This is a genomic window from Pseudomonas sp. NPDC098740 (genome assembly GCF_044760065.1).
Classification (GTDB): domain Bacteria; phylum Pseudomonadota; class Gammaproteobacteria; order Pseudomonadales; family Pseudomonadaceae; genus Aquipseudomonas; species Aquipseudomonas rossensis.
This window is the reverse complement of sequence record NZ_JBIWAM010000015.1, coordinates 1-26493: the sequence shown is the minus strand read 5'-3', so window position 1 is coordinate 26493 and position 26493 is coordinate 1. Positions and strand designations below refer to the sequence as shown.

Genomic DNA, 26493 nt, shown 5'->3' with positions numbered 1-26493 from the left:
TTTCCTCTGAAAACCAATGTGAAACGGCCCGCTGTACCAGCCGGGCCGTCCTCCTTCAGGGTGTTATTGACTCACGAACGAACAGCGGAGGCGGCAGTCGCAGTGATCCCCACTGGCACCCGCCGCTTGAAGCTCGACAGGTAGCAGAGCAGCCCTGCGAAGAAACCGAGACCGGCGCCCAGACGAGCCCAGAACAGCACTTGCAGATGATCGACAGTGGCCATGAACGGTAACGCGACGCCATCCACCGGCCAGCGTTGCAGGTAGATCTGCACGACACCGGCAGCGGTGAGCAGCAGCGTGATCATGGCCATCGACAGGGTCATCAACCAGAAGCCCCAGATCTCGAGTTGCTGCGAACGCTCGTCCGCTGCCTCGCCGAGCCCTCGCAGTTTCGGCATGGCATAGCTGATCAAGGTCATCACGATCATCGCGTAAGCACCGTAGAAGGCCAGGTGACCGTGAGCCGCCGTTAACTGCGAACCGTGGGTGTAGAAGTTGACCGGTGCCAGGGTATGCAGGAACCCCCAGACGCCAGCGCCGAAGAACGCGGTGACCGTGGTGCCCTTGGCCCACAGCGTGGCGGCGCGGTTCGGGTGGTCCCGGCGACGGTTCTTGACCATGCTGAAGGCGAATATCACCATCGCCAGGAAGGGTAGCGGCTCGAGTGCCGAGAAGATTGACCCCACCCACAACCAGACCTCAGGCGCACCGATCCAGAAGAAGTGGTGACCGGTACCGATAATCCCCGTTATCAGCGCCATGGCGATGATCACGTAGAGCCATTTTTCCACGACCTCCCGGTCCACACCGGTGATCTTGATCAGGACGAAGGCCAGCATCGAGCCCATGATCAGTTCCCACACGCCTTCTACCCAAAGATGCACCACCCACCACCAGTAGAACTTGTCGCGGGCGAGGTTGCCTGGGTTATAGAAGGAGAACAGGAAGAACACCGCGAGCCCGATCAGCCCGGTCATCATGACCATGCTGACGGTGGTCTTGCGCCCTTTGAGCAAGGTCATGCCGATGTTGTAGAGAAAGCCCAGGCAGACCACCACGATGCCCATCTTGGAGATGGTCGGCTGCTCCAGGAACTCCCGACCCATGGTCGGTAGCAGCTCGTTATGCGTCAGCTTGGCCAGGCCGGCATAAGGCACCAGCAGGTAACCGAGGATCGTCAGCACACCCGCGGCGGCGAATACCCAGAACAGGATGATCGCCAGCTTCGGACTGTGCAGTTCACGGTCGGCCTCTTCCGGAATCAGGTAGTAGGCAGCCCCCATAAAGCCGAACAATATCCAGACGATCAGCAGGTTGGTGTGCACCATCCGCGCCACGTTGAAGGGGATGATCGGAAAGAGAAAGTCCCCTACCACGTATTGCAGGCCCATGATCAAACCGAACAGTATCTGACCGAGAAACAGGATCAGAGCAAACACGAAGTACGGTTTGGCCACGGATTGCGAGGCGAATTTCAGATGCGGATTAGCAATGCTCATCGCTTAGCCCTCCTTGTTTGGCGGCCAGCCATTGGTGTTGATTTTCGAGCTCCATTTGAGGAACTCGGCGATGTCATCCACCTCCTGGTCACTCAACTTGAACTGCGGCATCGCGCGCCGGCCCGGTACGCCCAGTGGCTGCATTTTCATCCAGGCATGCAGGAAGGGTTTGAAGCCCGCCTCCCCGCCGCGCCGCTGGAACACGTTGCCCAGCTCAGGCGCGAAGTAGGCGCCCTCGCCCAACAGCGTGTGGCAGCCGATGCAATTGTTTTGCTCCCAGACCAACTTGCCGCGCTCGACTGATTCGGTTAACAGCGCTTCATTGCTGCGCTCTGGAAAGGTCTGTTCCGTGTGATAGGTCAAAGCCAGGAATATCAGGAAGAAGAAAATGCTTCCCCCGAAGTAGATGTTCCTGGCCATGCCTTTGGTGAAGGTGTCTGACATGGTCGCTTCCTCTTTGCTAGGCCCGTCCATGATAGGAAGCGAAGGGTTGAAACCTGCTTGATGGCGATCAAGAAAGGCAGATGGTTTTGGTCGGGTATTACACGTGAACCGAACTCGGTCCATGTAGCAGCTGGCGAAGCCTGCGTTCGGCTGCGCAGCAGTCGCAAACCCTGCCACCTCGGTGAACCTGATACACCGCGGTGCCTGATTTTACGACTGCTGCGCAGCCGAACGCAGGCTTCGCCAGCTGCTACATGGATCGCTTAACGGAACAAAATCAGTGTCAGCCCCACAACGGCCGCCAACACCAAAGCCCAGCTCAACATCAAGCTGCGCCACAGTTGCGGTGCGTGGCGCATCTCCATGAAGCCATCGGTGATCAGCCACGCCTTGCCGACCGCCACCAGCAAGATGGCAATCGACAGCAACCACGTCGCACCGGCCTGGGCCAGCACCACGGTGCACACGCTTAACGTCGCGAGCGCCGCCCAACAGACGAGCAAACCCCTGGAAACAGACATGAGAACCTCGTCAACTCAGCACGTAGACCAGCGGAAACAGCATGACCCAGATCAGATCGACCATGTGCCAATAGAGCACGCCGGATTCAAACCCGCTGCGCGTGTTGGCGTCGTACAGGCCACGGCGACAGCGCTCGGCCAGCCATCCGAGAATGACCATGCCGAGTAATACGTGGAGAAAATGAAACCCGGTGAGAATCCAGTACAACGTGAAAAAGGTGTTGTGCTCCATGCCCAGCCCCGAGGCCAGCAAGTGCCGGTATTCCGTGAGTTTCAACACCACGTAGACACTGGCGGCGAGCAACGCCATCAGCAGGAAGACGGCGCCGTGCCGGGATCGTGAGCGCCTGACGTGCTCCTGCGCCAGCGCGGCGAACAGCCCCGCGGTGAGCAGGCTCAGGGTCATCGCCAAGCCGGTTGAGGTGTTCAACAATAGACGGCTTTCACTGAACATCTGCGGCTTGAGCGCCTGGGTCACGGCGAACGCCAGGATCAGGATGGCGAACACCGACAGCTCGGCGAGAATGAAAAACCACATCGCCAGATCGCCCGGCAAGTAACGGCGCGTGACGCCCGTGGACTCAGCCGAAGTGGACATCAACCACGTCCATCAGCGCGGCCACGGTCAGCGGATCATCGCTCAGCGGCTCGGCCAGGCAGGCCATGCAGGCCTCACGCGGGCTCATGCCGGAGCGGATCATCCGCGCGGTAAAAATCAGCAGTCGCGTTGAGGCGACCTCCTCCAGATCATGTTGATCGAGCCGGCGCAGCGCCTGGCCCAGCCGCACCACTTGCGCCGCCAGTGCGTTGTCCACCTGAGCCTCCCGGGCAACGATGCGTTCCTCATCGGCCACCGGCGGATAGCCGAAACGCATCGCCACGAAGCGTTGCCGGGTGCTGGGTTTCATGCCTTTGAGCAGGTTCTGGTAACCGGGGTTGTAAGACACCACGAGCATGAATGACGGCGGTGCTTTCAGCACTTCGCCGGTACGTTCCAGGAACAACTCCCGACGATCATCGGCCAGGGGATGCAGTACGACCACGGTGTCCTGGCGCGCCTCGACCACTTCGTCGAGGTAACAGATGCCGCCTTCACGCACCGCGCGGGTCAGCGGTCCATCCTGCCACCAGGTGCCCTGGGCACCGATCAGGTGACGGCCGATCAGGTCGGCCGCGCTCAGATCATCGTGGCAAGCCACGGTGTACAGCGGCAGTTTCAGCCGATGGGCCATGTGCTGGATGAAACGTGTCTTGCCGCACCCCGTCGGGCCTTTGATCAGCACCGGCATGCCGTGTCGCCAGGCTTGTTCGAACAGCGCCTCCTCATTATTCAGCGGTTGGTAGAAGGGTTCGATCGGGTGGTCGCAAGACTGGGTACGGTCCATGGGCTGCCTGTTCCAAAAGCGGATTCAAGGAACACGCTACGGGCCCCTGCGACAACCTGGCAAGTGAGATGGCCGGCAAACTTGATCGTCGTCAAGCGAACAATGGCCTGCTCGGGCATAGCCTTGCACGGCACTAAGAACCTGCGTTCTGCGCTGCCGTTTCAGCACATCGCAAAGGTCTTGCCTGAGGAGAAATGGAATGCTGATCAGCAATAGAAAAACGTTTGCCCGGACCCTCGCCACATTGTGTTCATCACTGGCCCTGGCGGTGAGCCATGCCGCCAGCGCTGAAGAGCCCGCCGCCGCGGCCAACCCGCCCATGGTCAAAACCGCCGGCGCTCCCGACATGAGCCAGACCGAGTTCGACTCATCCAAGGAAATCTACTTCCAGCGCTGCGCAGGCTGCCACGGTGTTCTGCGCAAAGGGGCCACCGGCAAACCACTGACGCCAGACATCACCCAGTCTCGCGGGCAGCCATTCCTGGAGGCCTTGATTACCTACGGTTCGCCGGCGGGCATGCCGAACTGGGGGACGTCCAATGCGCTGACCAAGGATCAGATCACGGTCATGGCCAAGTTCATTCAGCACACGCCGCCGACGCCACCGGAATGGGGCATGGCCGAGACGCTGAAAACCTGGAAAGTGCTGGTCAAACCCGAGGACCGTCCGAAGAAACAGTTGAGCAAACTCAACTTGCCGAACCTGTTTTCGGTGACGTTGCGCGATGACGGCAAAATTGCCCTGATCGATGGGGACAGCAAGAAAATCGTCAAACTCATCGAGACCGGTTACGCGGTGCACATCTCGCGGATCTCTGCCTCGGGTCGCTACCTGCTGGTGATTGGTCGAGACGCGCGGATCGACATGATCGACCTGTGGCCGGTCGAGCCGACCAAGGTCGCCGAAGTCAAAGTGGGCATCGAGGCGCGCTCGGTCGAGACCTCCAAGTTCAAGGGCTACGAAGATAAATACACCATCGCCGGTTCTTATTGGCCGCCGCAATTCACCATCATGGATGGCGAAACCCTGGAGCCGAAACAGATCGTTTCGACCCGCGGCATGACCGTCGATAAGCAGGAATATCACCCGGAACCCCGGGTCGCGGCGATCATCGCCTCCCACGAATGGCCGGAGTTCATCGTCAACGTCAAGGAAACCGGCAAGGTCATGCTGGTCAACTACCAGGACATCAAAAACCTCACCGTCACCTACATCGACGCCGCGCCTTTCCTGCATGACGGTGGCTGGGACAGCACACACCGCTACTTCATGACCGCAGCCAACAACTCCAACAAGGTTGCCGTGATCGACTCCAAGGAGCGCAAGTTGACCGCGCTGGTGGACGTCGGTAAAACCCCTCACCCGGGTCGCGGCGCCAACTTCAACCACCCGACCTACGGCCCGGTCTGGGCCACCAGCCATTTGGGTGATGATGGCATCTCGCTGATCGGCACCGACCCGACCAAACACCCGCAATACGCCTGGAAGCAGGTCGCCTCACTCAAGGGCCAGGGCGGCGGATCGCTGTTTATCAAAACCCATCCCAACTCTCGCCACCTGTACGTCGACACCACCCTCAACCCGGATACCAAACTCAGTCAGTCAGTGGCGGTGTTCAACCTCGACAAACTCGACGCCGGCTACACCGTGTTGCCCATCGCTGAATACGCCGGCATCAAGCAAGGCGCCATGCGCGTCGTGCAACCGGAATACAACAAGGCCGGCGATGAAGTCTGGTTCTCCGTCTGGAGCGGCCAGGCAGACGAGTCGGCGCTGGTGGTGATCGACGACAAAACACTGAAGCTCAAGTCAGTCATCAAGGACAAACGACTGATCACACCCACCGGGAAGTTCAACGTCTACAACACCCAACATGACATCTATTGAGCTCCATCAATGCAAGGAAACACCATGAAAAATACTCTGTTCTCACTGTTCGCCCTGACCGCTGCGCTGAGTGTGCAGCCGGCCATGGCCCAAGACGCGCTGGAGCTGTTCAAGAGCAAACCCTGCGCAGCCTGCCACTCCATTGACACCAAGCTGGTCGGCCCCGCACTCAAGGATGTAGCCGCCAAGAACGCTGGCGTGGCCGGAGCCGCAGACACCCTGGCCGGCCACATCAAGAACGGCACACAAGGCAATTGGGGCCCGATGCCCATGCCGGCCAACCCGGTAACGGATGAAGAAGCAAAAATTCTCGCGACCTGGGTACTGACACTCAAATAACCGCCTGGAGGGCGTCAAGATGATTTATCGACACGCTGTGATTCTGGCGGCCCTCCTCCTCATTTGCGCAACTGCGGTTGCGGCGCCGGACGCCCAGCGTCAGGTGCAACTCGAACACCTGCTGACCCAGGACTGCGGCGCCTGCCATGGGCTGCACCTTACCGGCGGGCTGGGCCCCGAACTGACGCGCGCAGCGCTGGCCGGCAAATCACGGGACAGCCTGATTGCCACCGTCACCCAAGGCCGGCCCGGCACCGCGATGCCCGGTTGGGCCCCATTGCTCAGCCCCGACGACATCCGTTGGTTGGTCGATCTTCTTCTCCAGGGATATCCCGCACCATGATCCGTTCAATCCTGCTGTCAGCGGCGACCGGGCTGTTGTTGTCCGCTTGCGTTCAGCCACCGTTGCGTGGCACCGGCGATTTGGGCGTGGTCGTGGAGCGCGCCACCGGTAGCGTGCAAATCATCGAAAGCGACACCCACACCGCGCTGGCCCGACTCAAGGGTTTCGGCGACCTGTCCCATGCCTCGGTGGTGTTCTCACGGGATCAGCGCTATGCCTATGTGTTCGGGCGCGACGGCGGGTTGAGCAAAATCGATTTGCTGACCCGGCGTATCGATCATCGCGTCATCCAGGGCGGCAACAGCATTGGCGGCGCCATCAGTCAGGACGGCAAGTTGATCGCGGTGTCCAACTACGTGCCCGGTGGGGTCAAGGTGTTCGATGCCGACACCCTGCAACTGGTGGCCGATATTCCGGCCACGCCCCTGGCCGATGGCACCAAGCGCTCCCGTGTAGTCGGCCTGGTCGACGCGCCGGGGCAACGTTTTGTCTTCAGCCTGTTCGATACCGGCGAGATCTGGACCGCCGATTTCAATCAGGGCAGCACACCGCAGATCAACCGCTTCACCGGCATCGGCCAGCAACCCTACGATGCCCTGATTACCCCTGATGGCCGCTATTACATGGCCGGCCTGTTCGGTGAGGACGGCATGGCCCAACTCGACCTCTGGCATCCAGAGCGCGGTGTGCAGCGGGTACTCGGCGATTACGGACGCGGCCAGGCGAAACTCCCCGTCTACAAAATGCCGCACCTGGAAGGCTGGGCTGTCGCCGACAACCAGGCCTTCGTGCCCGCGGTGGGTCGTCACCAGGTATTGGTGATGGATTCACGTACCTGGCAACAGACCGCGGTGATCCCGGTCGCTGGTCAGCCGGTGTTCGTCACGTCGCGCCCGGACGGTCGGCAGCTATGGGTCAATTTCGCCTACCCGGACAACGATCGGGTTCAGGTCATCGACACCGAAACCCATGCCGTGGTCGCCGATCTGCACCCGGGACCGGGGGTGCTGCACATGGAATTCACCGCACGCGGTGACCAATTGTGGCTGTCGTTACGCGACGGCAATCAGGTTCAAATCTGGGAGCCGTACCGCCTGAAGCTGCTGAGCACCCTGCCAGCCTCCGCGCCGAGCGGCATCTTCTTCAGCAGTCGCGCGCAAAAAATGGGGTATTGAAATGGACCTTGAACTGCTCAGCCGCCAACTGATCGACCGCTTCCAGCACGGCATGCCGCTGTGCCCGTCACCGTACAAGGAGATGGCGCGGATTCTCGGGTGCCGCGAATCGCAAGTAATGGCCTGCCTGGAAGAAATGGATCAGGCCGGCACCCTCTCCCGCATTGGCCCGGTGTTCGAACACAGCCGCGCCGGGGCCAGCACCCTCGCCGCCCTCGCCGTGCCCGCCGATTGCCTGCAACAGGTGGCCGATCGCGTCAGTCAGTACCCGGAGGTCAATCACAACTACGCACGGGAGCATTTCTATAACCTGTGGTTTGTGCTGACCGCCCCTGATCGCCAACACATCGACCGTGTGCTCAAGGAACTGGAGAACGACACCGGCCTCATGCCGCTGGACCTGCCCATGTTGACCGCCTACCGCATCGACCTGGGCTTTGCCCTGGGAGAAAACTCATGACATCTGGATTGAGCGCCAAACAAGCGCTGGCGCTACGCCGGCACCTCGAAGGCGGGTTGCCGCTGGTAGCGCGCCCCTATCAGGAACTCGCCGAACGGATAAACACTGACGAAACCCGGGTGCTTGAACAAATGCGTCAGTGGAGCGAGCAAGGGCTGTTTCGTCGCGTTGGCCTGGTGCTGCACCATCGCGCGCTGGGCTTTACCGCCAACGCCATGCTGGTGCTGGATATTCCCGATGCGCTGATCGACGAAGTCGGCCAGCGCCTGGGGCGAGCGCCCGGCATTAACCTTTGCTATCAGCGGCCCCGGCGCTTGCCGCAGTGGCGGTACAACCTGTTTTGCATGGTGCACGGGCGTCAACGTGAGCAGGTGGAGGCGCAGATTCAGGCGTTGCTGGAAGAGCATCTGCTGAGCGACCTGCCCCATCAATTGCTGTTCAGCACCCAGGTCTTCAAGCAGTGCGGCGGACGCTTTGCGCCCTCGCGCACAGGAGCACCGACCCATGGATGACCTCGACCGCCGGCTGATCAACCGCTTGCAACTGGGCCTGCCGCTGGTGCGCCACCCCTGGCGGGTATTGGCTGCCGAACTGGAGAGCAGCAGCACTGAACTGCTCGAACGACTGCATGCCCTGCTCGATGACGGCGTGCTCACACGCTTCGGCCCGATGTTCGACATTGAACGGCTGGGCGGCGCCTTCACCCTCGCCGCGCTGGCGGTGCCGGAAGAACGTTTTGAAGACGTCGCCGAGCAACTGCATGGCCTGCCGGAAGTGGCGCACAACTACCGACGCGAACACGCCTGGAACATGTGGTTCGTGCTCGCCTGCGCAACTGAACTTGACCTGACCGAGACCCTGCACCACATCGAAACCCTGACCGGATTGCCGCTGCTCAACCTGCCCAAAGAGGAGACCTACCATGTCGGTCTGTATTTCCCGGCCTGAAGACACCCTCGTCCAGCGCCTGATCGTGTTGACCCAGGCCGGTCTGCCGCTGCTGGACGACCCGTGGGCGTGGCTCGCCGAACAGCTGGGGCTGAACATCGAAGCCACCCTGGATCTGCTCAAGCGCTTGCAAGCCGAGGGCGCGATTCGGCGGATCGCCGCCGTGCCCAATCACTACCGACTGGGCTATCGCCACAACGGCATGACGGTCTGGGATGTTCGCGACACCGACATGCCGCGCCTCGGTGCGCTGATCGGCGCGCAATCCTTCGTCAGCCACTGCTATCGCCGTCCACGCCGTGTCGACTGGCGCTACAACCTGTTCGCCATGGTTCATGGCCGCAGCAGCGATGAAATCAACAGCTACCGCGAGCACCTGCGCTACTTGCTGGGCGACGCCTGTGGGGCCAACGAGATGCTGGTGAGCAGCCGCATCCTGAAAAAAACCGGCTTGCGTTTAATTCCGGTCAGTTCAACGCCTACCTTGTAGCAGCTGTCGAGCTTGCGAGGCTGCGTTCGGCTGCGAAGCAGTCGTAAAACCTGTGTGCGAGGTTTATCTGAAACACCGTATCGCCTGATTTCACGACTGCTTCGCAGCCGAACGCAGCCTCGCAAGCTCGACAGCTGCTACGGGCATCAGGCTTGCGTTTGCCTATTGCTTCGCGCTGAACACACCCTGACTCAAGGAGAGTGGCATGTTGAGGATCAGCCAATACCTGCGTGCACTGGCCGGCCAGGCCCCTGCGCCAAGAACCAGTCCACCGGGCAGTAATCGGGCGCCGGTGGTGATCTGGAACCTGCTCAGGCGCTGCAACCTGACCTGCAAACACTGCTACGCCACCTCGGCCGACAGTGTCTTTCGCGACGAACTGGATACGGCCGCCGCGCTGACCGTGATCGACGACCTGCACGATGCCGGCGTCAAGGTGTTGATTCTTTCCGGTGGCGAACCGCTGTTGCGCGAGGATTTGTTTGTGCTCAGTGCCTACGCCCGGACCAAGGGTTTCTTTGTGGCCTTGTCCACCAACGGCACGCTGATCGATGAGCAGAACATCGCGCAGATCAGCGCGGCGAACTTCGACTACGTCGGGATCAGCATCGATGGTCTGGAAGCCACCCATGACGCCTTCCGCCAACTCAAGGGCAGCTTCGCCCGTTCCATGGAGGCGATCCGGCTCTGTCGCGAACAAGGCATTCGCGTCGGGCTGCGCACCACCCTGACCCAGGAGAACCATCCGCAATTGCCTCAGTTACTGGCGCTGATGCGCGAGCACGACGTGCAAAAGTTTTATCTGTCGCACCTCAACTACAGCGGTCGCGGTAAACGCAGTCGCAAACTCGACGCGCACCAGCAGATGAGCCGCGAGGCCATGACGTTGATCTTTGAGCGGGCCTGGGAAGACATCCAACAGGGACGCGACAGCGATTTTGTCAGTGGCAACAACGATGCCGACGCCATTCTCCTGTTGCAATGGGCAGGCCTGCGTCTTCCCGAGCATTACCTACGCCTGGAACTCATGCTCCGCGCCTGGGGCGGCAACGCCTCGGGCAGCGGCATTGCCAACATCGACAACACCGGCGAAGTGCACCCGGACACCTACTGGTGGCAGCACTCGGTGGGCAATGTCCGGCGCACATCGTTCCGCACGTTGTGGCTGGATCAGCCGGATGCCCTGCTGTTGCGCCTGCGCGAGCATCCCCGGGTCGTCGGCGGTCGTTGTGCTGAATGCCGCTGGTTGCCCATCTGCAACGGCAACACCCGCACGCGTGCTTGGGCCGAGGGTGATTTGTGGGGTCAGGACCCCGGCTGCCACCTCAGCGATGACGAAATCGGTGTGCCGCCATTACCCACCATCCCTTGCATCACCCACTGAATAGCCCGTCCGGCCAACCACCTGACAAAGGCTGGGGCCGGCCAACCTGATGAAGCACCAAGGACGTCCCATGCCTCCATCGATTGCTATACCGGCCACACTTGAGTCCCCGTTCCGACCGGGCGAAGTTGCCCTGGTCGGCGCCGGCCCCGGCGATCCACGCCTACTGACCCTGCGCGCCTGGAGCCTGTTGATGCAGGCCGACGCCGTGGTGTACGACCGGCTGATCAGCCCCGAACTGCTGACCTTGATTCCCCTGACCTGCGCCCGCCATTACGTCGGCAAGGCCAGCGGCTGCCACAGCCTGCCCCAGGAACAGATCAACGAACTGCTGGCTGACCTCGCCGATCAAGGGCAGCGCGTGGTCCGGCTCAAGGGCGGCGACCCGTTCATTTTTGGTCGTGGTGCCGAGGAGCTGGAGTACCTGCTGCAACGCGGCATCGACTGCCAGGTAGTACCGGGCATTACCGCCGCGTCCGGCTGCAGCGCCTACGCGGGCATACCGTTGACCCACCGCGACCTGGTCAATTCCTGCCGGTTCATCACCGGCCATTTGCAACGCGATGGCGAGTTGTCACTGCCCTGGAGCAGCCTTGCCGACAGTAGCCAGACGTTGGTGTTTTACATGGGCTTGTCGAACCTGGGGATCATCGCTCAGCGCTTGATCGAAGCCGGGCTCTCGGCCGATACACCGGCGGCGCTGATCAGCAACGGCACGCGTCCCGACCAGCACGTCGCCCGTGGCAAGCTGCACCAATTGCCAACCCTGGCGCTGGATTGTCCACCGGGCATTCCGACACTGACGGTGATCGGCACCGTGGTCGATCTGTTTGGCGCAGAACAACTGGAATACCCGGCGCGGCTTTACCCGGCGCAAGCACTGCAACGCCACGCCAAGGTGGCGATATGAGGCGCATGATCCTTGCCCACCTGTTATGGATCAGTGCGGCCCAGGCCGGCGCAGCGGTTCCGGCACTTGAACAAGCGGCGGAAAACTATCAGCAGCATTGCCAGAGTTGTCATGGCATTAACCGTCTCGGCGGTGCAGGGCCGGCGTTGTTGCCGGAGAGTCTCAGCCGGATCAAACCCGATGAAATTCGCAGCGTGATCCAGAACGGCCGCCCCGCGAGCCAGATGGCCGGCTATGCCAACGTGTTCAGCCCCGCGCAGATCGACGCGCTGGTGGACTACCTTCAGCAACCACCCGCCACCCCGCCCACCTGGAGCAATGACGACATTCTCGGCAGTCACTCGATGCTCGCGGACCTCAGCAAATTGCCCACCACGGCCCAGCATGGCGCCGACCCGCTGAACCTGTTCGTGGTGGTGGAAGCCGGCGACCATCACATCGACATCCTCGACGGTGACCGCTTTGAGGTGCTGGCGCGGTTTGCTTCGCACTTCGCCGTGCATGGCGGGCCGAAGTTCTCGCCGGACGGACGCTTCGTCTACTTCGCCTCCCGTGACGGCTGGATCAGCCTGTATGACTTGCACAACCTGAAACTGATCGCCGAGGTCCGCGCCGGTCTCAACACCCGCAACCTGGCGGTCAGCAAGGATGGACGCTGGGTGCTGGTGGGTAACTATTTGCCCGGCAATCTTGTAGTGCTCGATGCACGCGATCTGTCGCTGGTCAAAACCATTCCCACGATCGGTCAGGACGGTACCGCGTCACGGGTCAGCGCGGTCTACTCCGCCCCGCCGCGGGACAGTTTCATCGTGGCGCTCAAGGACGTGAAGGAAGTCTGGGAACTGTCCTGGGCTGGCACACCGAATTTCAAACCACGGCGGATTCCTGCCGGGGATGTTCTCGACGACTTCTCCTTTTCACCGGACTACAAACAACTGCTGGCCACGTCGCGCAAGGCCCAGGGCGGTCAGGTGATCGACCTCGACAGCGGCCAGGTGGTCACCGACATCCCGCTGCCGGGTATGCCCCACTTGGGCTCGGGGACCTATTGGAAACGCGACGGTGAGTGGGTGTTCGCCACGCCGAATATCAGCAAGGGGCTGATCTCGGTCATCGACTTCAAGACCTGGAAACTGATCAAGGAAATCCCGACCCTGGGGCCGGGTTTCTTCATGCGCAGTCACGTCAATTCACGGTATGCCTGGAGCGACGTGTTCTTCGGGCCCGACAACGATGCGATCCACCTGATCGACAAACAGACCCTGGGAATCGCCCACACGCTGCGCCCAATGCCCGGAAAAACCGCCGCTCACGTTGAGTTCACCCGTGACGGCCGCTACTTGCTGCTGAGCATCTGGGCCACCGACGGTGCGCTGATCGTCTACGACAGCAACACCCTCAAGGAGATCAAACGCATTCCGATGAACAAGCCTTCGGGCAAGTACAACGTGGGGAACAAGATTGAGTTTGCCGAGGGGACTTCGCACTAAGTCTCCTGCCCTCACGCACATCCCTGTAGCAGCTGCCGAAGGCTGCGTTCGGCTGCGCAGCAGTCGCAAAATCAGACGCTGCGGTGTGTGTCAGGTTTACCGAGGAGGCAGGATTTACGACTGCTGCGCAGCCGAACGCAGCCTTCGGCAGCTGCTACAGACTGTGTAGTGGCTTCAGCTCAAGGTGTAACCGTTGATCGTTCCCACGCACCGTGAACTGGGAACGATCAGTGTGGGAACGGCTCCTGTTGTTTTGCTTTTGCTTTTGCTTTTGCTTTTGCTTTTGATCTTGATCTGCCCCGTCGGAAGGCCGAGCGCAGGTTCTGCGCAGTGGGCACCGCGGCAAGGATGCCGCGGTAGCCGCCCCCGGCCATGGATGGCCGATGGCGGCGGGCCCACGGAGCAGGACCGGAGCGAGGGCATGCCGAGCCTAGGCGAGGCACCGTACGTCAGGGGCAAGAGCGCTTGGTTACTTGGCGCTTCTCCAAGTGACCCGCCGTAAGGGCGGAACCCTAAGTCGCCGTTACGACAGCAACGGATATGTACTCCGAACGTCAACCCAAGGTGTAACCGTTATCAACCTTCCAGTCCTGACCGTAAACACCCCGAGCCCCCTGCGACAGCTGAAAAACAATCACATTGGCCACCGCCGCCGCATCGAGAAAATGACCCGGCAACAGACGTTTACCAAGCGTGTCGGCAACATCGCCAAGCTCCCCATCGCTCAACCCTAGGTTGTCCCACATCGACGTCGCAGTCGGTCCCGGCGAGACCAGATTAATGCGCACATCAAAACTCGCGAACTCCACCGCCAGCGTGCGTGCCTGAGCCGCGAGTGCAGCCTTGCTGGCGATGCAGGCGGCCAGCCCGGGAAAGCTCGAGCCGGTCAGGAAACTCCCGACAAACACTACCGAAGCCGGGCTCGCCAATTCACCCCGCAACGCCGCCAGGGTGTTCAACGCCCCGGCACCGTTGACCGCCCACTGGCGCTGGAAGGCCTGCATATCCAGGCTGTCGGCCATTTCGGCGATACCCGCGTTGGGCACCAGATAGTCCACGGGACCCAGCGCCGCCGCGCGTTCGGCCAGCTCGCGCAGGTCTTGCTGACTCGTGACATCCCCGGCAAACCACTGCAACCGTTCCCCGTAGATCTGCTGCAACGCCGGCAATTCACCGAGGGTCCGAGACATCGCCAGCACCTTGACCCCGCGCGGTAACAGCGCGGCGCACAGTGCCAGGCCAATCCCGGAGCTGGCACCCGTGACCACCGCCAAACGGTCCTGAAACTCGGTATTCATCATTTACTCCTGGGCATCACGGATGCCAAGCACTGGGGACATAGCGAGCCCTATCTTTGAGCAGGTGAAGAAATACCGACTTGACGGCGATCAGATTTTCGCGACGACGTTAGTGTTGCTGCAGCAGCGCAGGAGTGATCTCGCTGAAGCGCAGCAAGCGACCACCCTGTTCAGCGGCAAGCTTTTCAGCAGCCCCGCGACTGGAGAAGGACGCCAGCACCACGCCCATGGCGCCTTTGAGTTGGGTGCCGACCACGTAAAACGCATCTTTGGCATCGATCAGGTGGGCGTCATCCGGCGCGTTCCACGGACTGCGGCCCATGTCGTGGACATACAGTTTTGCATCGCCATGATGATTTTCCGGCTGCAACCACCAACCGATCATTTCCGCCGTGGAGCAGAATTTCTTGACCCCGGCCCGCTCGACCACTTCACCCTTGGGCCCGGGGAATCCGTTGATGATCATCCCGCAGACATGGCATTCATCACTGGGGTGAAAGGCTGTGGCCGCGTCGCTGTAAGTGGCTTGCGCCGGATTGTCACAGGCCGTCAGTAACAGGCACATCATCAGGCCCGCCACCGCACGCATCGTCGTCAGATAAAACGTACTCATCGTCAACTCCTCCAAAACTATCAAAGTGGAAATTCATGTCGCCCGGCGACGAAACAACAGCCAGGCCGAGCCCAATGGCACCGCCACCCACAGCGACAGGCACAGCCAGAGCATCGAGCCCGGCATCGGCAAATCACTGCCCAGCGTCAGCACACCCTTGGTGCCAGCACCGGGCTCAAAACCGGAGAGGTTGATCAGGCGATAGATGTCAGCGGGGTTGAGCAGCAGCAACCAGGGCAACACTTTGGGGTTGAACTGCCCTTCGCTGAGCACCAACAGCGCCAGCAGTGCCAGGTCGAACACCAGCACAAAGAAGAACCAGACGCCCAGCGCCAACCCGGCCGCCGTGGATTTCTCGGCCGACACACTGCTCAGCACATAGGCCAGCCCCAGAAACCCCCAGCCCAGCAACGTCGACGACGCCATGAACCGGCCAAAAGCCCAGAGCAGCAGGCTCAGTTCGACATCGTCCACCAGCACCGCGATGGCCAGCATGGCGCAGCCGAAACCGATCAGTGTCGCCAGCGCCAGGATCAACCCGTGGCCGACAAATTTGCCGAGCAGAATCTGCCCGCGACCCAACGGGTATGTCAGCAACAGCAGCAACGTGCCGCTCTCGTCCTCGCCAACGATGGCGTCATAGGCCAACAGCAACGCAATCAACGGCATCAGGAACGTTGCCAGACTGGCGAGGCTGGCAATGGTGGCCGGCACCGAAGTGAAACCCAATTGCCCGGAGGCCGCGGCGCCCAGCCAGGCGATGCCAATGGCCAGCACCGCGAACAACACACTGATCGCCAACAACCAGCGATTGCGCAAACCATCGCTGAATTCCTTGCGGGCCATATTCCAGACAGCGTTCATACGGCCTCCCCGATCGACGCCGCACCGGCCCGGCTCATGTAGTAGCGGTAAATATCTTCCAGAGACGGCTGATGGATTTCCACGTCGGCCGGTTCGTCTTCATTGAGCAATTGGCGCAACAGCCCGAGCTTGCTGCCATTGAGCGCGGCCACTTCAAGCCCTTCGACGCCCCAGCGCTCGGTGACGTGCCCGGCGTTGTTCCAGCGTTGCTGCAAGGGCCCGGCGTGCTTGAGGCCGTTGGCGCGAATCAGCGTCGGCAACCCGGCTTCCTCACGCAAACTGTGCAGACTGCCGAGGGCCAACAAGCGGCCCTGGGTCAGAATCGCTGCGCGGTTGATGTGCGCCTCGACACCCGGCAATACGTGGGAACAAAGAATGATGCTGGTGCCTTGGCTGCGCAGGCGATCGAGCAAGCGATAAAGGTCCTGGGTAGCGATGGGATCGAGGCCGACCGTCGGTTCGTCGAGCAGCAACAAACGCGGCTCGCCAAGCAGCGCTTGCGCCAGCCCCAGGCGTTGACGCATGCCTTTGGAGTAGGTCTTGACCCGCCGATGCGCCGCACCGGCCAGACCAACTTCCTCAAGCAGCACGTTCACCTGAGCGGACGCGGCGCCTTTGAGTCGCGCGAAATGGCGCAAGGTCTCAAGACCGCTCAGCTGCGGGTAAAACGTCACGTTTTCCGGCAGATAACCGAGCAGGCGCCGCACATGGGGATCGCTGGGCAAACGGCCGAACACCCTGACCTGCCCTTCGCTGGGCCGAAGCAGGCCAAGCACCAGTTTCATGCTGGTGGTCTTGCCCGCTCCGTTGTGCCCGAACAAACCCAGCACTTCACCTTCCGCCAGGCTGAGGTTGAGCTGATGCAGCACGGTGGCGTGCCCATAACGCTGGCTAACGCCTTCTATGTCGATGACGTTCATGCTGCGGGCTCCTGGGTCAGGGTTTGAGTGGATGACTTCATCAGCGGATGACTGTCCAGCACACCCGGCGATTTCATCACCGGAAAGGCCCGTTGCACCCAGCGCAGCAACTCGATGCCGGGGCTGTTCATCAACAGCCGTACCTGCGGGTACAGCCACAGCAGACGGTCGACGTTGTCATTGGGTTCGTAGGCGATATCGCCGAGGCCATCGTTGTTGCGGTCCCAGCCCAGGTAATCGCTCCAGTAATTGCCTCGGCCATCCGCCGACCATTCCTGCAAGCGGGTGGCGACGTATTTGACCTGCCGTTGATTGCCGACAAATGCGTTGTCGGCGATGCGGTTATCTTCCGAGCCTGCGGTGAGATGGATGCCCACGGCGCTGTGCTCGAAGTGATTGTGTTCAATGCTGTTGAACAGCGAGTTGTAGATGAACAACGCCTTGCCCTCGGCACCGCTGATCATGCTGTCGCCGGTCGAGCCGTCGCGCACGTCAGTGACGAAGTTGTCACGCAAGGTTGAATAGGTGATGTAGTTCATCAGGATCCCGTAGTTCTGATCCTGTTCGGAGCGATTGCCGATCACCGTGAGCTTGCGGCTTTGCATCAAGGCGTAGCCGGTGCGGGTACGGCGAGTGGTATTGCCGATCAACTGGTTATCGTTGGCGAACATGTAATGCACGCCGTAGCGCAGGTCTTCCAGGGTATTGCCTTGCAGCAGGTTGCCGTTGGAGGTGTCGATGTAGATGCCATCGCGGGTGTCGCGCACCTGGTTGCCAATGACCTGGGCGCCATGCACCGCATACAGATGAATGCCGTTGCCGCGATCCTGGGAGCGCATCGTCGGATCACCCTGAATTCGGTTGTCGATCAGGCTCACATCCTGAGTGCCGTCGACCCAGATACCGAACCCCTGGCCTTGCAGGCGATTGCCTTTAATCACCGCGCCATGGGCTTTGGGCTGGATGAACAACGCCGCGTTCATGGCGGTGAGGTCGTGCCCCCAGTCCAGGAACGTGCAGCCCTCGATCCCGACATCCGGCGCGCTGATGATCAAGCCGTTGCCCTGCCCCACGCCCTGAAATACCGCGCCCGGCTCGCAGACAATCTGCATCGGTTGATCGACGCTGAACGAACCACGGTATTCCCCTGCCGGCAGGTGCCAGCGTTGCTCGGCGTCCACCGTCAACGGCAACGTGGTGATGGGTTGCACCGCCAGCGCGCTGCCGGACATCAGCAGGAGCGCAAACGCAATGACCTTCACCGGGTTTCCCTTGCTATCAGTCATTGCTTCGCTCCTGTCGATGGGCAACGGTCAGGCCTTCTCGACCAGCATACGGCCGACCATTTCCATGTGCAGCGCATGGCAGAACCAGCTGCAGTAATACCAATGCAGGCCAGCCTTGTCGGCAGTGAACGTGATCGACGAAGTCTGCTGCGGGCTGATCTCCATGCTCACGCCATGGTTGGTCATCACAAAGCCGTGGGTCACGTCTTCAATCTGGTCGATGTTGGTGATGGTCACCGTGACCTCGTTGCCCTGTTTGACGGTGAACTCCGGCAGGCCGTAGGCCGGGGCCATCGAGGTCATGTAGACGCGGACTTTATTACCGTCGCGGATGACCTTGTTGTCGGTTTCCAACTTGATCCCGTCTTTTGCGGCGATCACCACGGTTTCGGCGAAAAACGGGTCATTGCGGTCCCAGATTTTTTTGGTCTTGATCTGGTCGCGACGGGCCATGACGCAATCGTGGGGCTCGGCGAAGGCCGGGCCGTCGTGCACCAGTTTCATTTCCTCGCCGGAAATATCGATCAGCTGATCGTTTTCCGGGTGCAGCGGGCCGGTCGGCAGGAAGCGGTCCTTGGAAAACTTGCTGAGCACCATCAGCCATTGGCCGTCGGCCTCACTGGTTTCAGTCAACGAGGCATGGTTGTGGCCCGGTTGATACTGCACATCGAGTTTCTGCTTGATGTAGTTGACCTTCTCGCCGGTGTACGCGCGAATCGCCTCCTCGACGTTCCACTTCACCACCTGGCTGTCGATAAACAGCGTGGTGTAGGCATTGCCGCGACCGTCGTAGGTGGTGTGAAGCGGACCAAGACCCAGCTCGGGCTCGCCGACCACCACGTCGCGCGGGTCCTTGAATTTGTCGTCGAACAGATCGTCGAGCTTGGCGATGGCAATGATGGTGCAGGTCGGCGAAAGCTTGCCGTTGGCGATGAAGTACTTGCCATCAGGCGAGGTATTGAGGCCGTGGGGGTTCTTCGGCACCGGGATGTAACGGGTGAACGCGCTGTCCTTGCCTTCGTTTTTACGACCGTCGACCACCGGCACTTTCGAGCCGTCGAGGGTGATGAACTTGCCAGCCTTGATCGCCGCTTCGATGCGCGGAATGTTGAACACCACCACCCAGTCGCGTTCGTTGCGCATCATGCCGCCCAGGTCGTAGGCCTTCTCCGAGTTGTAGCAGGTCGACGCCGCGTATTTGCCGGTGTAGTCGGCGTCGGTGTTGTCCAGGTTGCCGTCGACGATGACCTGGAACGCCATCTCCATTTTCTCGGCATCGATGGCGTTGAACATCGTGTAGCTGTTCTTGTCCTGCAGGTCGAAGGTGCTGCCGTCATTGGGGTGTGGAATGACAAATTCGGCATTGGCGAACACGTACTTGGTGTGCGGCACTTTTTGCAGGCGCAGCCCGTGAACGGCCTGCACATTGGGCACGGTGAGCATCTTGTCGCACTTCATGATGTCCAGACGAATACGCGCGACGCGGCTGTTGGCCTTGTCATTGATGAACAGGTATTTGCCGTCGTACTTGCCGTCGGTCATCGACAAATGCGGGTGGTGGCAGTCGCCATTCTGGAAATGCGCGCTGTCGCCCATGATCCGTTTGCTTTCGTTGGTCAGGCCCCAGCCGGTGGCGGAGTCGACGTTGAACACCGGAACACGCAACAACTCGCGCATCGACGGAATGCCCATGATCCGCACTTCACCCTGATGACCGCCACTCCAGAAACCGTAGTACTGGTCCAGCTCGCCCGGCCCGACGTGGGTTTTCAGTTGCGCGTCCTTGGCCGCTGCCGCCCATGTCTCACGGGTGAACACCGCGCCACCGATGGCCGTGGCACCGGCCAGTACCGCACCGGTCACCGCACTGGTGCCCAGGAAGCCGCGACGACTGAGGCCGGACGATTCCGGCACTTCAGCGGATTTTTTGGATTCTGTGTCGTTCATCAGGTGTTTTCCTTGAAGGGATAAAAACGGTCACTGCGGACAGGCGCTCGCGGGGTTCATTCCAGAGCGGTCACTTCCACGACAGATATCAGTTGCACAGGAGCGGCTGCCGGTTTGCCGCGCTTCTTGCGTTTGTTGATCAGCGGCGGGCATTTGTTGTCGTTCTGGTAAGTCATCTGGCAATCGAGGCAGTAGTGGCACTCGTTGGCATTGATCCGGCCATCGGGATGAATCGCCTGGATCTCGCATTCCTTGGCGCACAGTTGGCAGGGCGTGCCGCAGTCCTTGCGGCGTTTGAGCCAGTCGAACAGGCGAAATTTGCTCGGAATCGCCAGCGCCGCACCCAGGGGGCAGATGTAGCGGCAATAGACTTTGCGCGTGAAAATGTTGATGACCAGCAGCGCCACCGCGTAGAGCACGAACCACCACTGGCGGTCGAACCTGAGGGTGATGGCGGTCTTGAACGGTTCCACCTCGGCGAACAGCTCGGCGGTGGACATCGACTCCAGGGAGATGCCGAACAGCAGCAGCAAGATGATGTATTTGATCGCCCACAAGCGCTCATGCACCGCGAACGGCAATTCGTATTGAGGGACTTTCAGCTTGCGTGCGGCCTCGTTGATCAACTCTTGCAAGGCCCCGAACGGGCACAGCCAGCCGCAGAACACACCGCGGCCCCACAGCAGAATGCTCGCAGCGGCGAAGACCCAGAGCATGAAGATCAGCGGATCGGTGAGAAACAGCTCCCAGCGAAAATGATCGAACAGCGCATGGGCGAAGGTCAGGACATTGACCACTGACAACTGCCCCAGCGCGTACCAGCCGATAAACACCACGGTAAAGACCAGATAACCGCGGCGCAGCCAGTGCAGAAAATGCGGCCGGCGGGTGAACTTGTCTTGCAAAAACAGGATCGCTGTCAGCAGCAGCAACGCAGCCCCGAGCACGCCGATCTGGAAGTGTTTCTGATACCAGATGGTCAACCACATCGGCCGACCGGCTTCCTCAATGGCGGCCAGTTCTTCGGCGCTGGGCAGTGGTCGCTCAAGGTAGGGCTCGGGCAATTGATAGGCCAGTTCGAAGCTGCTGAACGTGCCGCTGACCGGGCCGGTCTGGCGACGCACCAATAACTCCAGTGACCAGGGCGATCCCGGATCAAACTTTGCCGGTTCGCGCACAATGAAAATCGACATCTCAGTGAACTCGGGCATGCCTTTGGCAAATACGTCGGAGAGCCGCTGATGGTCCATGTCGCGAAAGCTGATGATGTTGCCGAACTGACGCAATTGCACCCGATCGAAAATCCCGCCGCGCACGTACCCCGAGCCTTTATAGGAAAACAGCCCACGACCCAGCACCGCGATGGCCTGCTCGCCAGGCTTGAGGTCTTGCATGAGGAAGCGATATTGATTGTCGCCCAGCAGCGCGCGGCCGATGGTCGGCGGATTCAGGTCGGCGGTATAGAGCTCGATAAAGGTCTCATCCGCTTGATCGGCGGCAGCGTTGTCGACGCCTTCGGCGTCGGTGCCCTTGAAGGCGGAGTCGACCTGGCCACGGGTCAGGTTCAAGCGGCGGATGGCGCCGTTACCGGTCAGTTGTTCCCAGGTGGCGGACTCGAAAAAGTCCTGCCGGACGGTGGCGGGCTTGCGCGCCACACCGGGCGTGTCCGCGATCAGCTTGAGCGATACGGCCACCTCATGGGCGGCGCGCATGATGACCTCGTTGACCACCATGGCGGTGACGGTTGCGCCGGCGATGGCATCGACGGTGACTGCATTCGGGTCACTGGAATGGCCGACGACGACCCGCTGACTGACCTTGACGCCTTTGTACTTCGCGCTGAAACCGTGAAGTTTTGCCTCAGGAATGCCAATCAGCAGAATCGGCTCGTGGTGCTCCAGCACATAGGCATCCTGAATCATGCCGGTCGTGTCGAGAATCACTTGGGTGTTGATCGGTTTACCTGAGTAGGCCGGAATATCCACCACGTCCAGGCTCTGGAACACATAACCGATGACCTTCCCGGCGGCGGACAGCGTGCGCACCTTGAACCGGCCTTCGGGGGCGGAAACGGAATCGGTTTGAGGAAAGGTTTTCTCGATGCGCTGCTGCTCGATGTCGCCGTATTGCTTGGCTTGCACCGCCTCGAAGGTGGCGAGCATCAGCATCAGCATGACCACCAGCCCGACGCCCCAGGCGCGCAGGTTGCCGTGTATCGAAGGCTGATGGATTGTCATGGGTTCGCTGATTTCGAAAGGGCTTTCGGTCATGTTAGGGAGCGTTGCGCCCCCTGCCCTTGATTGAGATCAACTTAAAAATTAGCCCCGGAAGACATGCTCCATGGGTAATGCCGATCAGTTAAGAAATTGCAGGCAAAACACGCTCTTTGTAGCAGCTGGCGAAGCCTGCGTTCGGCTGCGTAGCAGTCGTAAAAGCTGAGTGCGAGGTCTTCCTGAAACATCTTGTCGTCTGATTCCACGACTGCTACGCAGCCGAACGCAGGCTTCGCCAGCTACTACAAGGTTTGCGTTGCGGCTGCAATTTCTTAACTGATCAGCATTAGGCTCCAGGGTCTCAGACCGTGCGTGAAAACTGGCCTTTTTGCTCACCCCCCAGATAGGCGTCAAACGCCATCGCGGCACTGCGCATCATCAAATGCCCTTGTGGCAACAGCACCAATTCGGCGCGGTGAATCTGCAGCAATCCATCGCGCACATGCTCGCCAAGTTGCGCCAGCGCCTCGGCAAAGTACTCGGTGAAGCGAATGCCATGCCGCGCCTCATACTTGTCGAACGCGATACGGCCATGGCACATCAGGTCGCTGATCACCTCGCGGCGCAGCAGGTCGTCGGCGTTCAAGCGATAACCCCGATGCACCGGTAACATCCCTTGATCGATACGGCTGTAGTACTGCGAAAGCTCCTTGACGCTTTGGCTGTAGCTGTCGCCGACCTTGCCGATCGACGACACCCCAAGGCCGATCAAATCGCAGTCGGCATGGGTGGAATAGCCCTGAAAATTACGTTGCAGGGTGCCATTGGCCCGGGCCAGCGCCAATTCGTCATCCGGCAAGGCGAAATGATCCATGCCGATATAGACGTAACCGGCCTCGGTCAGACGGCGGATGGTCAGCTCGAGCAGTTCCAGCTTGCGCTCCGGTGGCGGCATATCGGCGGGGCGAATCAGCCGTTGCGCGCGGACCATCTCCGGCAGATGCGCGTAGCTGTAGGCGGCAATCCGGTCCGGGCGCAGCGCGATGATCTTGCTGAGGGTGACGTCGAAACTCTGCACGGTTTGCAGGGGCAGACCGTAGATAAGGTCGACGCTGATCGACTTGAATTGCGCCTCGCGCGCCGCAGCGACCAGCGCATAAATCTGCTCTTCACTTTGCTGGCGATTGACCGCTGCCTGCACGTCGGGGTCGAAATCCTGCACGCCGAAGCTCAGGCGATTGAAGCCCAACTGGCGCAACGATTGAATCTGCTCGGTGCTGATGGTTCGCGGGTCGACCTCGATGGAGAACTCATGGTCATCGCTGTCATCCATGTTGAACGCCTGGTGCAGGGAGTCCATCAGGTCCGCCAGCTGTTCGCTGGTCAAATAGGTCGGAGTGCCGCCCCCCAGGTGCAACTGAGTCAGTTTGCGGGTGTTGTCGAACAAGGCCGCCTGCATCGCGATTTCACGCTTGAGGTACTTCAGGTACTCGACGGCGCGATGGGTTTTCTGGGTAATGATTTTGTTGCAGGCGCAGTAGTAACAAAGGCTTTTGCAGAACGGGATGTGGATATACACCGACAACGGTTTCGGCGCGGCCACCTGATTGCTGTCGCGAGCGGCACGCTGATAGTCGTCAACGGCAAACGCCTGGTGAAACTGCGGCGCCGTGGGGTAAGAGGTATAGCGCGGCCCCGGGCGGTCGTACTTTTCGACCAGGGCGCGATTGAAATCAAATGTCGTGTTCATGATCGATCAACTCGCAATGGGCCCGCCCAAATCCTTTTCAAACAGGTTGCAGATGGCATCCACTTCCGGCCGACCGGCGGGAAGGATGCTGATGAAACGGTCTGACAATTCAATCAACCCGTCCCGACTCAATTGCTCCAGCAACGGCCAGACAGAGGAGAAGTACTTGGAAAAAACCAGACCATAGCGCCGCTCGATGGCGCGGATATCCAGTTCCTGATCACAGGCCAGACGCTCCATGACCATTTGCCTGATCTCATCCCCCGCCTCGAAGCGCCAGCCTCGACACGTCGGCAATTGCCGTCTGTCCAGTTGCTGCTGATAGCGCTCAATCTCGTCGGTGTTTTGCGTGTACAAATCGTCGATCTGGCTGATGGCGCCCAAACCGAATCCAACATGATCGCAATAGCCGTGACGGGAGAAACCCTCACAGGTACGGCGCAACCGGCCTCGCTCCTGGGCGACCGCCAAATCATCATCAGGCCGGACAAACTGCCCCAGACCGATGTAGTGATAACCCGCACAAAGCAGTTGATCGAAGCAGATCTGGCGCATCGCGCCTTTATCGTCCTGGCTGCACAGCGCTCTGACTTTGTCACCGAGCACCGGCCAATAGCGCCGTGGTGGCCGGGCATAGTCGAACACCATCAGCCGGTCCGGCTCCAGTTCGATAATGGTCGCCAGCTTCAGCGCAAAACTGTCTGGCGTCTGCCAGGCATGGCCAAAACCCAGATCGACGTTGATGGATCGAAAGCCAAAGGTGCGTGCCGCATCCATCAGCGACTGGATCGGCGCCGGGTTCTGGTAGCAGGCCACCGACCTGTCACAGTCGGCGTCGATATCCGGAACGCCAATGCTGACGTGATTGAAACCCTGGTCGCGCAGCAACCCCATGGTCGCCCAGTCGGTGTGGTGAAGGTCGACCTCGACGCTGTAGTCGCCGCCTTCGTGTTCGAGAAAATTGAACCGGCCACGCAGATGACTCATCAACCGTTGCAGATTGGCAGGCGTGGGTGTTCCGCCCCCCAGATGAAACTGCTCGACCCGTTGCTCGGCACCCAGGTGACAACCGACGAGATCGATTTCACGCTCCAGGTGCTGAAGGTACTGCTCGATACCATTGTGCTCGCCGGCGATATCGCGCGGGGAACAGGAAGACGGCTTGAGGCAGGAAGGCAGTTGCACGTTCAGGGACAGGGGACGGCACTTCTGGCGGCTGACGCGCAGTGCACGAAGCAGGTCCAGAGAGCCAATACCGTCATGAAATTTTTGCGTGTCGGCATGGCAGTTAGGGTCAAGCACGCCTTGATCGCACCGAGCGATCAACTCGCCGGGGTTGTGAAATAAATCGAGCATGACGGTCTCCGAGACTGGCTGCGGACTTTCAGTCTCCGGGTTTAACCATCAATGCTCCTTGATTTGCATCAAGCGCAAGCGATGTGTCTGCACAACGGACCACCGCTCAGCCCCGATTACCACGTCAGGTAAAACATGCCCTTGGCCAGCAGCACGATAACGACCATGTGGCAGAACAGGCTGCCATGGATGAAGTGCAGGTATCGCGGGCTCATTCGGCCGCTTTTGAACAACAACATGGCGCCCAGGAAATGCAGCAGCACGCTCACGGCCACCGCGATTTTCAACGCCAGCAATGTGCCGAACGATGAGGCCAGTGGTGAGGCCAGGGCTGGCAAGTAGCGCAACCAGACCATGCCCAGCCCCGCACCGAACAACACCAGCAGCACCCACGGCATCAGCGAGCGGGCCCGGCGGCCGATCCCCTGCTCCACCAGCAGCATCACCCTGGCGGGTAACTGTTTGCGGATGCTTTCCAGGAACAGGACTTCGAAGAACACCGTGCCGATGAAGATCAGGGCGGCAAACAGGTGCAAGGTCAGAATCAGCGGATAGATCATGGAGTTTTCGCCTTGGGTCAAGGCAACCCGCGCTACGGCGAACAGGGGGTGAGCGCACTGGCTGTCGGTCTCTTGAGACTACAGAGACCGCCTGGTTATGCGGTTGATACCGATCAAGAAAGCCGCAACCCCCCCAAGCTAGGTGTTTCCAGGCACATATATGCGCAGTGAGGGGGCCGACCTGTCTTTTGTTGATCGTGTGCATATCCGTTTCTGTGGTAATGGCCGCTATTGGTTTCGCTTTTACAGCGAGTCACTTGGAAAAGCCCCAAGTAACCAAGGGCTCTTGCCCCTGACGTTCGGTGCCTCGCTTAGGCTCGGCATGCCCTCGCTCCGGTCCTGCTCCGTGGGCCCGCCGCCATCGGCCATCCATGGCCGGGGGCGGCTAACCCGGCATCCATGCCGGG

26 protein-coding genes are annotated in these 26493 nt (G+C 60.5%); 11 read left to right on the top strand and 15 right to left on the bottom strand.

Features of this window, described 5'->3' with window-relative positions; genetic code table 11:
* Positions 1-71: 71 nt before the first annotated feature.
* The 5 genes from ACIQU2_RS18915 to ACIQU2_RS18895 form a co-directional block, all read right to left on the bottom strand.
* On the bottom strand, positions 72-1502 hold the full coding sequence (locus tag ACIQU2_RS18915; RefSeq protein ID WP_403143266.1) for a cbb3-type cytochrome c oxidase subunit I: 1431 nt from the start codon (positions 1500-1502) through the stop codon (positions 72-74).
* A 3-nt stretch (positions 1503-1505) separates the two neighbouring features.
* Positions 1506-1946, bottom strand: coding sequence for a cytochrome c (locus ACIQU2_RS18910; RefSeq protein WP_008156283.1), 441 nt, complete (start codon positions 1944-1946; stop codon positions 1506-1508).
* 263 nt (positions 1947-2209) lie between these two features.
* The gene (locus ACIQU2_RS18905) at positions 2210-2467 is read right to left on the bottom strand and encodes a cytochrome C oxidase subunit IV family protein (protein WP_403143264.1); all 258 of its coding nucleotides are present in this window, start codon (positions 2465-2467) and stop codon (positions 2210-2212) included.
* 10 nt (positions 2468-2477) lie between these two features.
* On the bottom strand, positions 2478-3065 hold the full coding sequence (locus ACIQU2_RS18900) for a cytochrome c oxidase subunit 3 family protein (protein ID WP_403143262.1): 588 nt from the start codon (positions 3063-3065) through the stop codon (positions 2478-2480).
* Positions 3049-3852, bottom strand: coding sequence for a CbbQ/NirQ/NorQ/GpvN family protein (locus ACIQU2_RS18895; RefSeq protein ID WP_347805465.1), 804 nt, complete (start codon positions 3850-3852; stop codon positions 3049-3051). Before ACIQU2_RS18895 ends, ACIQU2_RS18900 begins: the two co-directional genes overlap by 17 nt.
* Positions 3853-4051: 199 nt before the next feature.
* Here ACIQU2_RS18895 and ACIQU2_RS18890 point away from each other — a divergent pair, with 199 nt between their 5' ends.
* The 11 genes from ACIQU2_RS18890 to ACIQU2_RS18840 all read left to right on the top strand — a co-directional run bounded on the left by ACIQU2_RS18890 (position 4052) and on the right by ACIQU2_RS18840 (position 13279).
* Complete coding sequence (locus tag ACIQU2_RS18890) at positions 4052-5740, top strand: cytochrome D1 domain-containing protein (RefSeq protein ID WP_403143259.1); 1689 nt, start codon at positions 4052-4054, stop codon at positions 5738-5740.
* A 24-nt stretch (positions 5741-5764) separates the two neighbouring features.
* Complete coding sequence (locus tag ACIQU2_RS18885; protein WP_347805464.1) at positions 5765-6079, top strand: c-type cytochrome; 315 nt, start codon at positions 5765-5767, stop codon at positions 6077-6079.
* A 19-nt stretch (positions 6080-6098) separates the two neighbouring features.
* Positions 6099-6422: a cytochrome c gene (locus ACIQU2_RS18880; protein ID WP_347805463.1), complete on the top strand. Its 324-nt coding sequence runs from the start codon at positions 6099-6101 to the stop codon at positions 6420-6422.
* Entirely contained in the window at positions 6419-7597 is a 1179-nt protein-coding gene (locus ACIQU2_RS18875) for a cytochrome D1 domain-containing protein (protein WP_403143257.1), read from the top strand. The genes ACIQU2_RS18880 and ACIQU2_RS18875 overlap by 4 nt, the downstream gene beginning before the upstream one ends.
* Position 7598: 1 nt before the next feature.
* Entirely contained in the window at positions 7599-8057 is a 459-nt protein-coding gene (locus ACIQU2_RS18870; protein WP_403143254.1) for an Lrp/AsnC family transcriptional regulator, read from the top strand.
* Entirely contained in the window at positions 8054-8569 is a 516-nt protein-coding gene (locus tag ACIQU2_RS18865) for an AsnC family protein (protein ID WP_347806375.1), read from the top strand. Before ACIQU2_RS18870 ends, ACIQU2_RS18865 begins: the two co-directional genes overlap by 4 nt.
* Entirely contained in the window at positions 8562-9005 is a 444-nt protein-coding gene (locus ACIQU2_RS18860; protein WP_347806374.1) for an Lrp/AsnC family transcriptional regulator, read from the top strand. The genes ACIQU2_RS18865 and ACIQU2_RS18860 overlap by 8 nt, the downstream gene beginning before the upstream one ends.
* A complete protein-coding gene (locus ACIQU2_RS18855; RefSeq protein WP_347806373.1) occupies positions 8980-9495 on the top strand; it encodes a nitrite reductase in 516 nt (171 codons plus the stop codon). The genes ACIQU2_RS18860 and ACIQU2_RS18855 overlap by 26 nt, the downstream gene beginning before the upstream one ends.
* Before the next feature lie 205 nt (positions 9496-9700).
* Entirely contained in the window at positions 9701-10879 is a 1179-nt protein-coding gene (gene nirJ / locus ACIQU2_RS18850; protein ID WP_347806372.1) for a heme d1 biosynthesis radical SAM protein NirJ, read from the top strand.
* Between the two features lie 70 nt (positions 10880-10949).
* A complete protein-coding gene (cobA, locus tag ACIQU2_RS18845) occupies positions 10950-11789 on the top strand; it encodes a uroporphyrinogen-III C-methyltransferase (protein WP_283184251.1) in 840 nt (279 codons plus the stop codon).
* The gene (locus ACIQU2_RS18840; RefSeq protein ID WP_347806371.1) at positions 11786-13279 is read left to right on the top strand and encodes a cytochrome D1 domain-containing protein; all 1494 of its coding nucleotides are present in this window, start codon (positions 11786-11788) and stop codon (positions 13277-13279) included. Before cobA ends, ACIQU2_RS18840 begins: the two co-directional genes overlap by 4 nt.
* Before the next feature lie 554 nt (positions 13280-13833).
* Here the strand turns inward: ACIQU2_RS18840 and ACIQU2_RS18835 are convergent.
* From ACIQU2_RS18835 to ACIQU2_RS18790, 10 genes are all read right to left on the bottom strand, one after another.
* A complete protein-coding gene (locus ACIQU2_RS18835; protein ID WP_403143250.1) occupies positions 13834-14577 on the bottom strand; it encodes an SDR family NAD(P)-dependent oxidoreductase in 744 nt (247 codons plus the stop codon).
* Positions 14578-14686: 109 nt separating this feature from the next.
* Positions 14687-15190: a nitrous oxide reductase accessory protein NosL gene (locus tag ACIQU2_RS18830; protein WP_403143247.1), complete on the bottom strand. Its 504-nt coding sequence runs from the start codon at positions 15188-15190 to the stop codon at positions 14687-14689.
* 33 nt (positions 15191-15223) lie between these two features.
* Positions 15224-16054, bottom strand: a complete 831-nt coding sequence (locus ACIQU2_RS18825; RefSeq protein WP_403143244.1) for an ABC transporter permease — start codon at positions 16052-16054, stop codon at positions 15224-15226.
* Complete coding sequence (locus tag ACIQU2_RS18820) at positions 16051-16974, bottom strand: ABC transporter ATP-binding protein (protein ID WP_403143242.1); 924 nt, start codon at positions 16972-16974, stop codon at positions 16051-16053. The genes ACIQU2_RS18825 and ACIQU2_RS18820 overlap by 4 nt, the downstream gene beginning before the upstream one ends.
* Positions 16971-18260 (bottom strand): nitrous oxide reductase family maturation protein NosD, encoded by a 1290-nt coding sequence (locus ACIQU2_RS18815; RefSeq protein ID WP_403143240.1) that lies wholly within the window; start codon positions 18258-18260, stop codon positions 16971-16973. Before ACIQU2_RS18815 ends, ACIQU2_RS18820 begins: the two co-directional genes overlap by 4 nt.
* A gap of 27 nt (positions 18261-18287) precedes the next feature.
* Positions 18288-20210: a TAT-dependent nitrous-oxide reductase gene (gene nosZ, locus ACIQU2_RS18810; RefSeq protein ID WP_403143430.1), complete on the bottom strand. Its 1923-nt coding sequence runs from the start codon at positions 20208-20210 to the stop codon at positions 18288-18290.
* 53 nt (positions 20211-20263) lie between these two features.
* Positions 20264-22477 carry a transcriptional regulator NosR gene (nosR, locus tag ACIQU2_RS18805; protein WP_403143239.1) on the bottom strand — a complete coding sequence of 738 codons (2214 nt, stop codon included), beginning with the start codon at positions 22475-22477 and terminating at the stop codon, positions 20264-20266.
* A 304-nt stretch (positions 22478-22781) separates the two neighbouring features.
* Positions 22782-24170 carry an oxygen-independent coproporphyrinogen III oxidase gene (gene hemN / locus ACIQU2_RS18800; protein ID WP_403143237.1) on the bottom strand — a complete coding sequence of 463 codons (1389 nt, stop codon included), beginning with the start codon at positions 24168-24170 and terminating at the stop codon, positions 22782-22784.
* Between the two features lie 6 nt (positions 24171-24176).
* Positions 24177-25526 carry a coproporphyrinogen III oxidase gene (locus ACIQU2_RS18795; RefSeq protein ID WP_403143235.1) on the bottom strand — a complete coding sequence of 450 codons (1350 nt, stop codon included), beginning with the start codon at positions 25524-25526 and terminating at the stop codon, positions 24177-24179.
* Between the two features lie 116 nt (positions 25527-25642).
* Complete coding sequence (locus ACIQU2_RS18790) at positions 25643-26086, bottom strand: hypothetical protein (RefSeq protein WP_347806199.1); 444 nt, start codon at positions 26084-26086, stop codon at positions 25643-25645.
* Positions 26087-26493: the final 407 nt, after the last annotated feature.

Coding starts and splice junctions, on each gene's coding strand:
- nosR (WP_403143239.1), bottom strand. CDS start 22,477: ATGACCGAAAGCCCTTTCGAAATCAGCGAACCCATGACAATCCATCAG.
- ACIQU2_RS18865 (WP_347806375.1), top strand. CDS start 8,054: ATGACATCTGGATTGAGCGCCAAACAAGCGCTGGCGCTACGCCGGCAC.
- ACIQU2_RS18830 (WP_403143247.1), bottom strand. CDS start 15,190: ATGAGTACGTTTTATCTGACGACGATGCGTGCGGTGGCGGGCCTGATG.
- cobA (WP_283184251.1), top strand. CDS start 10,950: ATGCCTCCATCGATTGCTATACCGGCCACACTTGAGTCCCCGTTCCGA.
- ACIQU2_RS18870 (WP_403143254.1), top strand. CDS start 7,599: ATGGACCTTGAACTGCTCAGCCGCCAACTGATCGACCGCTTCCAGCAC.
- ACIQU2_RS18795 (WP_403143235.1), bottom strand. CDS start 25,526: ATGCTCGATTTATTTCACAACCCCGGCGAGTTGATCGCTCGGTGCGAT.
- ACIQU2_RS18880 (WP_347805463.1), top strand. CDS start 6,099: ATGATTTATCGACACGCTGTGATTCTGGCGGCCCTCCTCCTCATTTGC.
- ACIQU2_RS18895 (WP_347805465.1), bottom strand. CDS start 3,852: ATGGACCGTACCCAGTCTTGCGACCACCCGATCGAACCCTTCTACCAA.
- ACIQU2_RS18790 (WP_347806199.1), bottom strand. CDS start 26,086: ATGATCTATCCGCTGATTCTGACCTTGCACCTGTTTGCCGCCCTGATC.
- nirJ (WP_347806372.1), top strand. CDS start 9,701: ATGTTGAGGATCAGCCAATACCTGCGTGCACTGGCCGGCCAGGCCCCT.
- ACIQU2_RS18900 (WP_403143262.1), bottom strand. CDS start 3,065: ATGTCCACTTCGGCTGAGTCCACGGGCGTCACGCGCCGTTACTTGCCG.
- ACIQU2_RS18825 (WP_403143244.1), bottom strand. CDS start 16,054: ATGAACGCTGTCTGGAATATGGCCCGCAAGGAATTCAGCGATGGTTTG.
- ACIQU2_RS18890 (WP_403143259.1), top strand. CDS start 4,052: ATGCTGATCAGCAATAGAAAAACGTTTGCCCGGACCCTCGCCACATTG.
- ACIQU2_RS18815 (WP_403143240.1), bottom strand. CDS start 18,260: ATGACTGATAGCAAGGGAAACCCGGTGAAGGTCATTGCGTTTGCGCTC.
- hemN (WP_403143237.1), bottom strand. CDS start 24,170: ATGAACACGACATTTGATTTCAATCGCGCCCTGGTCGAAAAGTACGAC.
- ACIQU2_RS18910 (WP_008156283.1), bottom strand. CDS start 1,946: ATGTCAGACACCTTCACCAAAGGCATGGCCAGGAACATCTACTTCGGG.
- ACIQU2_RS18840 (WP_347806371.1), top strand. CDS start 11,786: ATGAGGCGCATGATCCTTGCCCACCTGTTATGGATCAGTGCGGCCCAG.
- ACIQU2_RS18905 (WP_403143264.1), bottom strand. CDS start 2,467: ATGTCTGTTTCCAGGGGTTTGCTCGTCTGTTGGGCGGCGCTCGCGACG.
- ACIQU2_RS18875 (WP_403143257.1), top strand. CDS start 6,419: ATGATCCGTTCAATCCTGCTGTCAGCGGCGACCGGGCTGTTGTTGTCC.
- ACIQU2_RS18855 (WP_347806373.1), top strand. CDS start 8,980: ATGTCGGTCTGTATTTCCCGGCCTGAAGACACCCTCGTCCAGCGCCTG.
- ACIQU2_RS18820 (WP_403143242.1), bottom strand. CDS start 16,974: ATGAACGTCATCGACATAGAAGGCGTTAGCCAGCGTTATGGGCACGCC.
- ACIQU2_RS18885 (WP_347805464.1), top strand. CDS start 5,765: ATGAAAAATACTCTGTTCTCACTGTTCGCCCTGACCGCTGCGCTGAGT.
- ACIQU2_RS18835 (WP_403143250.1), bottom strand. CDS start 14,577: ATGAATACCGAGTTTCAGGACCGTTTGGCGGTGGTCACGGGTGCCAGC.
- ACIQU2_RS18915 (WP_403143266.1), bottom strand. CDS start 1,502: ATGAGCATTGCTAATCCGCATCTGAAATTCGCCTCGCAATCCGTGGCC.
- ACIQU2_RS18860 (WP_347806374.1), top strand. CDS start 8,562: ATGGATGACCTCGACCGCCGGCTGATCAACCGCTTGCAACTGGGCCTG.